General features: G+C 66.5%; 17 protein-coding genes. 8 read left to right on the forward strand and 9 right to left on the reverse strand.

The window, feature by feature from the left end:
• Positions 1-184: toprim domain-containing protein (locus tag ACILQR_RS12510; protein WP_395651735.1), on the reverse strand; the 184-nt coding region annotated here is incomplete at its 3' end.
• Between the two features lie 154 nt (positions 185-338).
• Here ACILQR_RS12510 and ACILQR_RS12515 point away from each other — a divergent pair.
• Complete coding sequence (locus ACILQR_RS12515; protein ID WP_395651736.1) at positions 339-530, forward strand: hypothetical protein; 192 nt, start codon at positions 339-341, stop codon at positions 528-530.
• 10 nt (positions 531-540) lie between these two features.
• Here ACILQR_RS12515 and ACILQR_RS12520 read toward each other — a convergent pair whose 3' ends face one another.
• The 6 genes from ACILQR_RS12520 to ACILQR_RS12545 are packed head-to-tail and all read right to left on the reverse strand — an operon-like array spanning position 541 to position 3,341.
• Positions 541-1,161 (reverse strand): dihydrofolate reductase family protein, encoded by a 621-nt coding sequence (locus ACILQR_RS12520; protein WP_395651737.1) that lies wholly within the window; start codon positions 1,159-1,161, stop codon positions 541-543.
• Between the two features lie 5 nt (positions 1,162-1,166).
• Positions 1,167-1,556 (reverse strand): DoxX family protein, encoded by a 390-nt coding sequence (locus ACILQR_RS12525; RefSeq protein ID WP_395651738.1) that lies wholly within the window; start codon positions 1,554-1,556, stop codon positions 1,167-1,169.
• Positions 1,553-1,978, reverse strand: coding sequence for a VOC family protein (locus tag ACILQR_RS12530; RefSeq protein ID WP_395651739.1), 426 nt, complete (start codon positions 1,976-1,978; stop codon positions 1,553-1,555). Before ACILQR_RS12530 ends, ACILQR_RS12525 begins: the two co-directional genes overlap by 4 nt.
• 35 nt (positions 1,979-2,013) lie before the next feature.
• Positions 2,014-2,508: an SRPBCC domain-containing protein gene (locus ACILQR_RS12535; RefSeq protein ID WP_395651740.1), complete on the reverse strand. Its 495-nt coding sequence runs from the start codon at positions 2,506-2,508 to the stop codon at positions 2,014-2,016.
• A 1-nt stretch (position 2,509) separates the two neighbouring features.
• Positions 2,510-3,007, reverse strand: a complete 498-nt coding sequence (locus ACILQR_RS12540) for an SRPBCC family protein (protein WP_395651741.1) — start codon at positions 3,005-3,007, stop codon at positions 2,510-2,512.
• On the reverse strand, positions 2,991-3,341 hold the full coding sequence (locus tag ACILQR_RS12545; RefSeq protein ID WP_395651742.1) for an ArsR/SmtB family transcription factor: 351 nt from the start codon (positions 3,339-3,341) through the stop codon (positions 2,991-2,993). Before ACILQR_RS12545 ends, ACILQR_RS12540 begins: the two co-directional genes overlap by 17 nt.
• A 314-nt stretch (positions 3,342-3,655) precedes the next feature.
• On the opposite strand from ACILQR_RS12545, the gene ACILQR_RS12550 reads away from it, so the two are divergent.
• The 7 genes from ACILQR_RS12550 to parC all read left to right on the forward strand — a co-directional run bounded on the left by ACILQR_RS12550 (position 3,656) and on the right by parC (position 10,640).
• Complete coding sequence (locus ACILQR_RS12550) at positions 3,656-4,267, forward strand: flavodoxin family protein (RefSeq protein WP_395651743.1); 612 nt, start codon at positions 3,656-3,658, stop codon at positions 4,265-4,267.
• Between the two features lie 66 nt (positions 4,268-4,333).
• Positions 4,334-4,723 carry a hypothetical protein gene (locus ACILQR_RS12555; RefSeq protein ID WP_395651744.1) on the forward strand — a complete coding sequence of 130 codons (390 nt, stop codon included), beginning with the start codon at positions 4,334-4,336 and terminating at the stop codon, positions 4,721-4,723.
• 96 nt (positions 4,724-4,819) lie between these two features.
• Positions 4,820-5,296: a nuclear transport factor 2 family protein gene (locus ACILQR_RS12560; RefSeq protein WP_395651745.1), complete on the forward strand. Its 477-nt coding sequence runs from the start codon at positions 4,820-4,822 to the stop codon at positions 5,294-5,296.
• Positions 5,296-6,027: a DNA repair protein RecO gene (recO, locus tag ACILQR_RS12565; protein WP_395651746.1), complete on the forward strand. Its 732-nt coding sequence runs from the start codon at positions 5,296-5,298 to the stop codon at positions 6,025-6,027. The genes ACILQR_RS12560 and recO overlap by 1 nt, the downstream gene beginning before the upstream one ends.
• An 89-nt stretch (positions 6,028-6,116) precedes the next feature.
• Positions 6,117-7,727 carry an ATP-binding protein gene (locus ACILQR_RS12570; RefSeq protein WP_395651747.1) on the forward strand — a complete coding sequence of 537 codons (1,611 nt, stop codon included), beginning with the start codon at positions 6,117-6,119 and terminating at the stop codon, positions 7,725-7,727.
• Between the two features lie 185 nt (positions 7,728-7,912).
• A complete protein-coding gene (locus ACILQR_RS12575; RefSeq protein ID WP_395651748.1) occupies positions 7,913-8,353 on the forward strand; it encodes a hypothetical protein in 441 nt (146 codons plus the stop codon).
• Between the two features lie 79 nt (positions 8,354-8,432).
• Positions 8,433-10,640, forward strand: a complete 2,208-nt coding sequence (gene parC, locus ACILQR_RS12580; protein ID WP_395651749.1) for a DNA topoisomerase IV subunit A — start codon at positions 8,433-8,435, stop codon at positions 10,638-10,640.
• Between the two features lie 335 nt (positions 10,641-10,975).
• On the opposite strand, the gene ACILQR_RS12585 is transcribed toward parC, so the two are convergent.
• Together ACILQR_RS12585 and ACILQR_RS12590 are read right to left on the reverse strand one after the other, a co-directional pair.
• Positions 10,976-11,386 carry a hypothetical protein gene (locus tag ACILQR_RS12585; protein WP_395651750.1) on the reverse strand — a complete coding sequence of 137 codons (411 nt, stop codon included), beginning with the start codon at positions 11,384-11,386 and terminating at the stop codon, positions 10,976-10,978.
• On the reverse strand, positions 11,383-11,598 hold a 216-nt coding region (locus ACILQR_RS12590), incomplete at its 5' end, for a hypothetical protein (RefSeq protein ID WP_395651751.1). The genes ACILQR_RS12590 and ACILQR_RS12585, both read right to left, overlap by 4 nt.

Consider the following 11,598-nt stretch of genomic DNA (forward strand, 5'->3'; position numbering starts at 1 on the left):
TCCGGGCCGAGGCGCGGGCATCGACCTCCCATTCCATCTCGAAATCGTCGTCGGGACGGACGGACCCGTCCTTGGACGGCAGGTCGCGGATGTGGCCGTAGGAGGCCAGAACCTCATAGTCCGGGCCGAGGTATTTGTTGATGGTCTTGGCCTTGGCCGGGCTCTCGACGATGACGAGGTTCATTAGGGCGCAGTCTGTTTGGGAGGCGGCGAAGGTGGTCAGACGCAGCCGTCCTGTCAATCACGCCGATTGTGCAATGCGGAATTCAGCTATGGGTTGTCGTTTACCCTAAAGTTGTGCAGGGTGAGACTCGCTGTCAGATCCGAGGACCTTCATCATGGCCCGCGCCGAACTCGCCGAGACCTCCGCCGTCTCATCCCGCTCCCCAGCCAAGGCGGAGTATCCTGTCCGCGAGTATATCGGCTCCATGGCCCAGGAACTGGCCGAGATGGCGCGCTGGGACGGCGACGAGGTGCTGGCGGGGCTGCTGGAGACCGTCGCCCTCCGGGCCGAGTCGCCCCGGCCCTGAGACTGATGGATCAGGCATCGCCGATCGTGCCGGTCCGGACCTCGCCGGCCCGGGTGTAGAGGCTGGACACGACGCCGGTCGAGAAGGTCTCGGTCCGGTCCAGGGTGAAGCCGGCGGGTGCGGCTCCCTCGCCGAACCAGCGCTTGCCGTGGCCCAGGACGACCGGGAAGGTCATCAGGCGCAGCTCGTCGATCAGGTCGTGGGCCAGTAGGGCGTGCAGCAGGACGCTGGACCCCTGGGTCAACAGGTCGGGGCCCTCGCCCTGTTTGAGCCGCGCGACCTCGGCCGGGACGTCGCCGGTCAGGGGGACCGAGTTGATCCAGGTCGCCGTGTCTGGGTCCGAGGTGGCGACATATTTGGTGACGCGGTCGAACAGGGGGCCGATCGGAATCTCCTGATGCACCGGCCAGTAGGCAGCGAAGATGTCGTAGGTCCGCCGACCCAGCAGAAGGTCGAACGGGTGACCCCCTGCGTCGTCGAATACGCCCATGAAGGGGTCGGTGTCCGCGGCCCAGAAGGGGGCGGTCCAGCCCCCGAAAGCGAAGTCCTCCGACGGGTCTTCCTCGGGCCCGCCCGGCGCCTGCATGACGCCGTCCAGGCTGATAAAGGCGGCGGCGATGAGCTTTCTCATGGCGATCAGCTCCGACGGAGGGGGAACAGCCGGCGCAGGGCCGGGTCGCGCAGCCACAGCCCGCCCCACATGAACAGGCCCAGATAGACGCCGAACAGGGTGAAGCCGAACAGGGGGTTGTCGACCCTGAGATTCGAGGCGACGGCACCGCCCAGATAGGCCGTCATCAACACCGCACCGAACACTGCCGTACGCGGGATCAGATAGAGTACGAGGCAGCTCAGCTCGATGATCCCGAGCAACAGGATCTTGTCGGCACCCCAACCGGTCGAGGCCGAGCTCTGGGCGGCGATCTCGGGCATCAAGAATTTGGGCATGATCGACGCGCCCAGCATGAAGACGGCGAACAGGCCGGTCAGGACACGACCGACCCAGACGCTGGGCGAGGCCTTCATGACGGCATCGCGCCGGTGGTGTTGATCATCCAGGGAATGCCGAACCTGTCGGTGAAGGTGCCGAAGCCCGGCGACCAGAAGGTCTCGCCGAACGCCATGCCGACCGTGCCGCCGGCTGAAAGGGCATCGAACACGCGGCGGGCCTCTTCTGCGTCTTCGGTGTGGAAGGAGACGTCGAAGCCGTTCTTGGGCTTGTCGATGTTCGGCGCGAACTCGGGCGGCATGTCCGCGCCCATGATCGCCTGGTCCCCGATCTGGAGCCAGCCGTGCATCAGCCAGTCGTCATATTTCGCATCGACGGGCATGCCGGGAGGCGCCTCGGCATAGGCAAAGGCCTGGATTTCGCCGCCGAGGACGGACTTGTAGAACTCCAGCGCCTCGCGGCACTGGCCCTGGAAGCTGAGGGCGGTGACCAGTTTCATGACGGCGTTCCTCTCTGTCTCGTTGGGGTTTGGGTTCAGTCGGGGTTGGCGAGCAGCCAGGCGTCCAGCCGGTCCATGGTCGAGGTCCAGCCGTAGGTATGGCCGGTGACGCTGCGCTCGGACTTCAGGCCCTCGTGGGTGAAGTCCATCCGGGTCCGGCCGTCGTCGGTTTCGTGCAGGTCGACGGTGACCAGGGTGTCGGCGGGCGGGCCGTCCTCGTGGCTCTCGTCCCATTTGAAGGTGAAGACCAGGCGGCGGGGCTCGTCGATCTCGCGGTAGTGGCCGCCCTGCCAGAGGTCCTCGCCCGTCTCGACCGAGCGCAGGCAGGCGCGCCATTCGCCGCCGACCCGCAGGTCATTGGTGCCCGACACCATCGGCCATTCGACCGGACCCATCCAGCCGACCCGCATCTCGGGCCGGGTCCAGGCGGCCCAGACCAGGGGCCGGGGCGCGTCGAAGGTGCGGGTCATCTCCAGCCGGCCCGGCAGCAGCGGCGGGAGGGGCTTCAGGGCGGGATCGACGAGCGACATCTCAGAGCGTCGGCAGGAGTTCGTTCAACTGGTCGGCGACCGTGCCCCAGCCGTCGTGGAAGCCCATGGCCTCGTGCTGCCTCATCGTCTCCTCCGACCAGTGGCGGGCGGTGGCGACATAGCGGGTCGTGCCGTCGGGCAGGGGGGTCAGCTCGATCTCGGCCGACATGAAGGGCCCGGCCGGCAACCAGCCCTTGATGAAGGCGTCGGTGGTGATCCAGCGGCGTGCGGGCTCGACCAGAAGGAAGACCCCGTCGTTCGGCATGACCTCGCCGTCCGGGCCGTTCATGGTGACGGCGAAGCGGCCGCCGACCTCGGGCTCGATGACCGCGTCGGTGATCCACCAGGGCTTGGGACAGAACCACTGGGCCAGGATTTCCGGCGTCGTCCAGGCCTTCCAGATCTTCTCCGGCGTCCCGTTCAGGATCCGCTCCAGCACCAGGGTATGGCCGTGCGCGCCGGTGGCGTGGCAGGGGTCGATTTCAGTTTCGTGGGCCATCGGGGTCTCCCTTCTGGATTTTCTTCAAATAGGCGTCGAGGCGGTCGAAGCTGGCATCCCAGTATCGCCGATAGTGCTCCAGCCACTCGGCCATGCCCTTCATGCCCATCGGCTCCAGCCGGGCGGGCCGCCACTGGGCCTCCTTGCCCCGGCTGATCAGACCGGCCCTTTCCAGCACCTTCAGATGTTTGGAGACGGCGGGCAAGCTCATGTCGAACGGCTCGGCCAGGTCGCCCACGCTGGCCTCGCCCTCGCACAGCCGCGCCAGGATGGCCCGACGGGTCGGATCGGCGAGGGCGGCGAACTTGGCGGAGAGGGGGTCGGGGGCGGGCATGGCGGGTTTCGTGTTGAACTGATGGGTTAAGTACGGCGTGGAGGAGGCGTTGTCAACCGGGCGGTTAAATGAACTTCTCCTCTCTGTCGCGCAGCGATGGGGAGGTGGCAGCGAGCCGCTTGCGAGCTGACGGAGGGGGCGATGCGGTGGCCGAGGTGAGGGTGTCAAAGAGCCACCGGGAAGACCGAGTCGCCCCCTCCGTCTCGGCGCGAAGATGCGCCGATCCACCTCCCCATTCGCCAAGCGGCGAACGGGGAGGAGAGGGAACGTCCCACCTATTCGCCGGTTTGTCTCGCTCAACCCCGGAGCATCTCATGAAGGCCGTCGTCCTCAACTGCACCCTCAAGCCGTCGCCGCAGACGTCGAGCACCGAGGCGCTCGCAAACGTCGTCATCGCCGAACTGGAGAAGGGCGGGGCCGAGGTGGAGATGGTCCGGCTGGTCGACCTGAATATCAGGCCCGGCGTCTCCGCCGACGAGGGCGAGGGGGACGACTGGCCGTCGGTGGATGCCAAGCTGAAGGCGGCGCAGATCGTGGTGTTCGCCACCCCGACCTGGCTGGGTCAGATGTCGAGCGTGGCCCTGCGCGCACTGGAGCGAATGGACGCCTGGTTCGCAGAGACCGACGACAGCGGCCGGCCGGTGGCCTTCGGCAAGGTCGCGGGCATCGTCGTCACCGGCAACGAGGACGGGGCCCACAACATCGTGGCCACCATCTCCCAGGGCCTGATCGACATGGGCTTCACCATCCCGGGGCAGAGCTGGACCTATTGGCACCTGGGGCCGGGGCCCGGGCCCGACTATGTCGAGACGGATCAGGGCCACGACTATTCCGACCGCGTGGGGCGTAACGCGGCGCGCAACCTGGTGGCCTTGGCCAGCGTGCTGACACCGGAGACCTATCCCGTTCCGGAAAGCGGGGAGTAGCCTCGCCTGAGACATCTCCGGCACGTGTGCTAGGTTCGGAGGGTCACGCCCCCTCCGAGACCCGCCATGATCGCCACCGTGTCGCAGGGACTTGTCGTCGTGGCGGGCGTCTGGCTGATTGGCCTGGGCGTCTTCATGCTGGTCCGGCCGCGTCAGGCGCTTGTGGCGCTCAGTCGCATGGGTGGGTCACCGAGCGTCCATATCGGCGAGATGACGGTGCGCATCCTGGCCGGTGCGGCCATGATCCTGGCGGCCGCCGGGTCTCGATACCCGCTTGCGGTGATGGTGATCGGCGGTTTCCTGATCGTCTCGGCTGTGGTCCTGCTGGTCCTGCCCCGACGCTGGCATGCGGGCTATTCGACGTGGTGGGCGAGCCGTATTCCGGTCCCGGCCGTTCGCCTGATCGCGCCGCTGTCCGGGGTCATGGGCGGGGCGTTGATCTGGGTCGTCATCTAGAAGGCCCGTGCGGCGCCTTTCACAGACGGACTCATGCGGTGTTGGCGTCTGCGATGCGGGCCTCTATGACGGAGGTGTACAAACCGGGAACCTGTGATGTCGTTTCTCGCCCTCTCGCTCGCGATCGTCCTGCAATCCACGCCCGAGGCCGAGGCGTCGGCCGTCGTCGATCGGCTGCATGAGTTGGCGACCGCCGCCGACGGCCCGGCCTATTTCGACCTGTTCACGCCCGACGCCCGGTTCGTCGGCACGGATGCGACCGAGCGCTGGAGTGTCGAGCAGTTCCGGGCCTATGCCATGCCGTATTTCAGCCAGGGCAGGGGTTGGACCTATCACCCTCGCGAGCGCGTGGTCACGGTGCTGGACCTACCCTGTCAGTGCGTCGTCTCGTTCGATGAATTGCTCGACAACGACGCCTATGGGGTGACGCGGGGGTCGGGGGTGCTGGTCAGGACCGACGGCGGCTGGAAGATCCAGCAGTATGTGCTGAGCTATGCGGTGCCCAACGACGTCGCCAAAGACGTGACGGCTCTGATCCGGGCCCATCCCGCACCGGCCGATCCGGCGCCCTGATGGATTTTCACGAGGAGGCCTTCGTCCTGTCGGCGCGGGCGCATGGGGATACGGGGGTCGTGGTCGATCTGCTGACCGAGACCCATGGGCGGCGCGGGGCCTATGTGGCGGGCGGGGCGTCGCGCAAGATGAAGCCGTTCCTGCAGGCCGGGTCGCGGGTGATCTGTGACTATCGGGCACGAACCAGCGACCACCTGGGCTCGGCGCGGCTGGAGGCGGTGGGCGAGGGCGTCGCGGCCCTGTTCGACGACGCCGTCGCCCTGACCGGACTGAGCGCGGCGGCGGCGGTGGCGCAGGGTGCCCTGCCGGAGCGGGAGCCGCATCCGGGGGCCTTTCTGGCGTTCGAGGCGCTGATGTCGGCGTTCCAGATCCCGGCCGTCTGGCCCGCGATCTTCGTTCGGTTCGAGGCGGGGTTGCTGGAGGACCTCGGGTTCGGGCTGGACCTGTCGCGATGCGCGGCGACGGGCACGGTCGATGACCTGATCTATGTCAGCCCGCGCACGGGCCGGGCCGTGTCGCGCGAGGCGGGTGCCCCCTATGCCGACAAGATGCTGAAGCTGCCGCCCTTCATGCTGGGGGCGCAGGCGGGTCTGGGCGAGGGCGATGTGGGGGCCGGTCTGGACCTGACCGGGCATTTCCTGGAGCAGTTCGTCTTCCACCCCCAGAACCGGCCGATCCCCGAGGCGAGGGTGTGGATGGTCGATCGGCTGAGAGAGTCGGGTCGGCTGTAAAAGACGCGCATTGGCGCAATGACGGATTAACCCTGACGTGTCATGACAGACCTGTCGTTGTCAGCGACGCGTAACAGGCAGTTCCACGCATGACCCACGTGCCGTCGGCCGAGACCCGTGATCCTGAACCCTCCGACGGCGTCGTCGTGGCCTTTCCCGAACGCGCGACGCCTGCGGACGAGATCAGCAACTTCTTCGACGTGTCGCTGGACCTTCTGGTCGTGCGCGACCTGGACGGACGGGTGATCAAGGCCAGCCGGTCGTGGCACACCGCCCTGGGCCACCATCCGCACGAGATGGAAGGGCAGCCCCTGCTGCGCCTCGTCCACCCCGAAGACATGCCCGGAACCCTGGGTAGCGTCGCCGAGGTCACGCACCGCAAGGCGGGCGATCCCGTCCTGGGCTTCATCAATCGGTATCGACATGCCGATGGCCACTACCGCCTGCTGGAATGGCGGGCGCAGCGGATGGGTGACCGGATCTATGGGGTGGCGCGCGACGTCACCGACCGGGTCGCCGCCGAGCGCGAACTGATCGAGGCCAAGGCCGCCGCAGAGGCCGCCAGCGTGGCAAAGTCCGATTTTCTCGCCAATATGAGCCACGAGATCCGCACGCCCCTGAACGGCGTCATCGGCATCATCGACGCCCTGTCGCGCACCGAGCTGACGCCCGAACAGCGCGAGATGGTCGGGCTGGTGCAGTCGTCGGGCGTGACGCTGGAACGGCTGGTGTCCGACATCCTGGACGTGTCCAAGATCGAGGCCGGACAGCTGGCGCTCGAGGCGCGGCCGTTCGACCTGGACGAGGCCATCGCCGCCTGTATCGACGTCCACCGCGCCAAGGCCGAGGACAAGGGCCTGACCTTCGAGATCGAGCGCCACGAGGCCGCGCGCGGGGCCTTCGTCGGCGACAGCACACGCATCCGCCAGGTGCTGGGCAATCTGTTGTCCAATGCGGTGAAATTCACCGCCCGCGGCGGGGTCAGCGTCCACATCCAGGTCACCGACGACACCCTGACCGACGACGGTCGTCACACATTGACGCTGGAGGTTCGTGACACCGGGGTCGGCTTCCCGTCCGAACACGCCGAGCGGATGTTCGAGCGGTTCAGCCAAGCCGACGGCTCGATCACGCGCCGGTTCGGCGGGACCGGGCTGGGGCTGTCGATCTGTCGCTCGCTGGTCGAGATCATGGGCGGCGAGATTTCGGCGACCTCGACGCCGAACCTGGGCAGCCGGTTCACCGTGCGGCTGCCGCTGGAACGGACCGAGGCGTCGGCTGCCCGGCCGAGCCGGCCCGAGGCCCTGTCCGCCCGCCCGGCGGACCGGCCGCTGCGCGTCCTGCTGGCCGAGGATCACCCGGTCAATCAGCGGGTGGTGCAGATGATCCTGTCGGACCAGGACGTAGACCTGGTCACCGTGGACGACGGGGCCCAGGCAGTGGCGGCCTTCGCCGGGGGCGAGTTCGACCTGGTGCTGATGGACATGCAGATGCCGCTGATGGACGGTCTCAGCGCGACGCGGGCCATCCGCGCTCTGGAGGCCGAGCAGGGGGCGCCGCCGACCCCGGTCATCATGCTCAGCGCCAACGCCATGGCCGAGCATCAGGACGCGGCACGCCTCGCCGGCGCCGACCTGCACGTCGCCAAACCGATCACCGCAGCCAGTCTTCTGGCCGGGATGCAGGCGGTGGTGGGATAGAGACGCCGTCACCCCTCGGGCTTGACCCGAGGGCCGGACGGTCCGCACATCGCTTTATGCCAACTGTGCGCGGTCACATTGCGAGGATTTCGGCGTCGGCACTCGTGGCTTGTGTTGTGGGTCTCATTGGCATTCCAGCGTTCGCCTCACCTGCCGTACGCGCTCAGGCGTCGGATGCTGACACGATGGCGCCAATCGCGGGCCCCAAGCAGCTCTGCTTTAAATACAGCAGTTTCACCCTGCTTGAAGGCGAGCGCATTGTCGGCTTTCAGGGTGGTGCGGAGGCTATGGCGATTGATATTGAAGGGCCGTCAGGTGCCTTCAGGATCGGCGAAAGCGAGATTTTCAGAGGTCCATCACGGCCGGGCCGAAGAGTTTCACGTCATGATGGCACAAGCGTTTACCGGCTTCGCGATCCGGGTCTCAGATACGCGATCTACGGCAGAACCGAATTTTCTGATGGACAGGACCAACTGGTCATCTGGCTCGGGGGAGAAGCGTTGGACGGTTCTCGGCGAGATGCTCAAATCTATGATCGTTTGATCGTCGGCGACACCAGCCAACTAGGTTGCCAGCACACCTTCACCTACAGCTGGGACTTCGTCTTTGGGTCTGCCGCTGATTAAGTCGGCGAACGTTCTAAGGCGGCATAACGTCCCTGAATGCCGCTAGACTTCCTCCTCCGCATCACCGATTCGATCCCGCATGACCATCCACACCCCACCGCCCCCCGAAGGCGGCCGTATCGTCGACGAGCCGATGAGCGAGGCGCTGAGCCGGCGCTATCTGGCCTATGCTCTGTCGACGATCACCAACCGGGCGCTGCCGGACGTGCGCGACGGGTTCAAGCCGGTGCACCGGCGGATCATGTACGCCATGCACCAGATGCGGCTGAACCCGCAGGCGGCGGCGCGCAAATGCGCCAAGGTCGTGGGCGAGGTCATGGGCGGCTATCACCCGCACGGCGACGCCTCCATCTATGACGCCCTGGTGCGACTGGCGCAGGATTTCTCGCAGCGCTATCCGCTGGTCGACGGACAGGGAAACTTCGGCAATATCGACGGCGATAACGCCGCGGCCATGCGCTACACCGAGTGCAAGCTGACGCCGGCGGCGGTCCTTCTGATGGACGGCATCGACCAGGACTCGGTCGATTTCAAACCCACCTATGACGACCAGGACGAGGAGCCGGTGGTGCTGCCGGCCGGCTTCCCGAACCTGCTGGCCAACGGCTCGTCGGGGATCGCGGTGGGGATGGCGACGTCCATTCCGCCACACAATGTCGGCGAGCTGATCGACGCCTGTCTGGTGCTGCTGGAAAACCCGGGGACGACGACGGCGGAGCTGGCGACCATCGTGCCGGGGCCGGACTTTCCGACCGGCGGGGTGGCGGTTGAGGGCCATGCGGCGATCCTGGACGCCTATGAGACCGGACGCGGCGGGGTGCGATTGCGAGCGCGCTGGGAGCGGGTGCCGCTGGAGCGCGGCGGCTATCAGGTCGTGGTCACCGAGATGCCCTACCAGGTCGGCAAGTCCAAACTGGTCGAACAGCTGGCCGAGTTGATCGAACAGAAGAAGGCGCCGTTGCTGGCCGATGTGCGCGACGAGTCGGCCGAGGACATCCGGCTGGTGCTCGAGCCCAAGAGCCGCACCATCGAGGCTGAGGCCCTGATGGAAAGCCTGTTCCGCCTGTCGGATCTGGAGGTCCGGTTCCCGATCAACATGAACGTGCTGGATGCCACCGGCACGCCGGGTGTGATGGGGCTGAAGGCCTGTCTGCAGGCGTTCCTGGATCACCGGCGGGTCGTGCTGATCCGGCGGGCGAACTGGCGGATCGAGCGGGTCGAGAAGCGGCTGCACCTGCTGGAAGGGCTCAGGATCGTCTTCCTGAACCTGGACGAGGTCATCCGCATCGTGCGCGAGGAGGAACAGCCCAAGGCGGTGCTGATCGCGCGCTTCGGCCTGAGCGAAATGCAGGCCGACTATGTCCTCGACACCCGGCTGCGTCAGCTGGCGCGGATCGAGGAGATGGCGATCGAGAAGGAATACTCAGAACTGGCCGCCGAACTGGCCGGGCTGAAGGCCATGATCGCGTCGCCGGCCAGACAGAACAAGCTGATGATCGTGGGATTGCAGGATGTGCGCAAGGCGATGATCTCGCCGCGCCGCACGACGATCGCCGAGGCCGTGGACGCGTCGGCCTTCACTGCGCCCGAGGCCTATATTCCGCGTGAGGCGATTACGGTGATCCTGTCGGAACGCGGCTGGATCCGGGCGACCAAGGGCAAGGTCGAGGATCCGTCGGAACTGAAGTTCAAGGAGGGCGACAGCCTGGGCTTCCTGGTACCGGGCTTCACCACCGACAAGATTCTGGTCGCGGCGTCCGACGGGCGGGTGTTCACCCTCCAGGCCGACAAGCTGGCCGGTGGACGCGGGCACGGCGAGCCGCTGCGCCTGATGATCGAGCTTGAGGAGAAGGCCGAGATCGTCGCCGTCATGGCCTATCAGCCGGGGCAGAAGCTGCTGGCAGCGTCGAAGGACGGCTATGGCTTCGTGGCCCCCGAGGATGATCTGATCGCCTCCAAGCGCGGCGGCAAACAGGTGCTGAACGGCGAGCTGAAGGCCCTGCTGCGGATCGGGACGGCCGACCATGTGGCGGCGCTGGGCGAGAACCTGAAGACCCTGATCTTCCCCATCGCCGAACTGCCCGAGATGGGGCGCGGCAAGGGGGTCAGGCTGCAAGCCTACAAGGGCGGCGGCTTGCAGGACATCACCGTGTTCAGCGCCGAGACCGGGCCGGAATGGGCCGACGGCGGCGGGCGGCGCAGGAACTGGCCGGACTGGAAGGACTGGCTGGGCAAGCGGGCGCAGACCGGGCGGATGGGACCGAGGGGACTGCGGAAGTTCCGTTAGCGCGGTTGCCGCTCGCGTTGAGGCTTTCTCTGGGGTGATGAACCCTTCCCTCGACAAACGCACAGGCGAGAGAATAGGAATATAGTCCAAAGCAGGTCTTGCAATCGGCCACACCTGTCGCCATCTCGCCGCAAGGTCTTTGACAATGCGACGAGGCGAGCCGTTACGAGGTCAGCCGTCCCAATCTCGCAAAATCTGGCGCGGTTGAGAAGCGTCGCGTCGGTAACATTTTGAATTCATAGGGTTTCGGACGTTTGGAAATGTCCCTTTTGTCACCTTCTCTTTCGGCACGGTGACATTTCCGTGCCGGCACGACCGTCGCCAATCGTCGTGCCTTAGTCAGCCGGGGTGGCGGCCTCGACCGCTTCTGTCGCTTCGCCCAGAATGCGTTCGGAGACGGCCCGGCAAACTCGCTGGTCGCCGTCCATGGCCTGGAGGGTGATCGGCGCGCGACGGTTCAGGCCGGGCCCATAAAGGGCGATCTGGCGATCCACATCGGTACGGATGGCGGCGTCGGTGTCCGCATTCAGAATGCCCAGCGGCTCGCCGTACAGATAGGCCAGGTTGTCGTAGGCCACGGCGGCCGTCACACCCGCCTGACGCAGCTCGGCATTACCGGTCAGACCCGCCGCCGCTGAGGCCATCCGAAAAGTCGCGGCACAGCCCACCATCTGCTCATAGGTAATCCGGGCTGCGGCGGGTGACGCCTGAACCATTGCCGACAGCAGGAGGGCGACAAGGCTCATTGCAGTGTGAAGCCCCGTCGCGCTGCCATGTCGCGCAGGCTGTCGATACAGCCCTTCTGTTCGCCGTTCATATAGTCCTGGGTCGCGCGCCGGCTGTCGGGATTGGCGAGAGGGACGTCCCAGGCCATGCGTTGCTGCCTCAACTGATTGGCCAGGGAGGTGTCGGTCGCGGCACGGTCGTAGCCCAGCGGGGGACCGAAGACGTAGGCGAG

This window comes from Brevundimonas sp., from assembly GCF_044239655.1.
In the GTDB taxonomy this organism is placed as follows: Bacteria; Pseudomonadota; Alphaproteobacteria; order Caulobacterales; family Caulobacteraceae; genus Brevundimonas.

Coding starts and splice junctions, on each gene's coding strand:
- ACILQR_RS12515 (WP_395651736.1), top strand. CDS start 339: ATGGCCCGCGCCGAACTCGCCGAGACCTCCGCCGTCTCATCCCGCTCC.
- ACILQR_RS12520 (WP_395651737.1), bottom strand. CDS start 1,161: ATGAGAAAGCTCATCGCCGCCGCCTTTATCAGCCTGGACGGCGTCATG.
- ACILQR_RS12525 (WP_395651738.1), bottom strand. CDS start 1,556: ATGAAGGCCTCGCCCAGCGTCTGGGTCGGTCGTGTCCTGACCGGCCTG.
- ACILQR_RS12530 (WP_395651739.1), bottom strand. CDS start 1,978: ATGAAACTGGTCACCGCCCTCAGCTTCCAGGGCCAGTGCCGCGAGGCG.
- ACILQR_RS12535 (WP_395651740.1), bottom strand. CDS start 2,508: ATGTCGCTCGTCGATCCCGCCCTGAAGCCCCTCCCGCCGCTGCTGCCG.
- ACILQR_RS12540 (WP_395651741.1), bottom strand. CDS start 3,007: ATGGCCCACGAAACTGAAATCGACCCCTGCCACGCCACCGGCGCGCAC.
- ACILQR_RS12545 (WP_395651742.1), bottom strand. CDS start 3,341: ATGCCCGCCCCCGACCCCCTCTCCGCCAAGTTCGCCGCCCTCGCCGAT.
- ACILQR_RS12550 (WP_395651743.1), top strand. CDS start 3,656: ATGAAGGCCGTCGTCCTCAACTGCACCCTCAAGCCGTCGCCGCAGACG.
- ACILQR_RS12555 (WP_395651744.1), top strand. CDS start 4,334: ATGATCGCCACCGTGTCGCAGGGACTTGTCGTCGTGGCGGGCGTCTGG.
- ACILQR_RS12560 (WP_395651745.1), top strand. CDS start 4,820: ATGTCGTTTCTCGCCCTCTCGCTCGCGATCGTCCTGCAATCCACGCCC.
- recO (WP_395651746.1), top strand. CDS start 5,296: ATGGATTTTCACGAGGAGGCCTTCGTCCTGTCGGCGCGGGCGCATGGG.
- ACILQR_RS12570 (WP_395651747.1), top strand. CDS start 6,117: ATGACCCACGTGCCGTCGGCCGAGACCCGTGATCCTGAACCCTCCGAC.
- ACILQR_RS12575 (WP_395651748.1), top strand. CDS start 7,913: ATGGCGCCAATCGCGGGCCCCAAGCAGCTCTGCTTTAAATACAGCAGT.
- parC (WP_395651749.1), top strand. CDS start 8,433: ATGACCATCCACACCCCACCGCCCCCCGAAGGCGGCCGTATCGTCGAC.
- ACILQR_RS12585 (WP_395651750.1), bottom strand. CDS start 11,386: ATGAGCCTTGTCGCCCTCCTGCTGTCGGCAATGGTTCAGGCGTCACCC.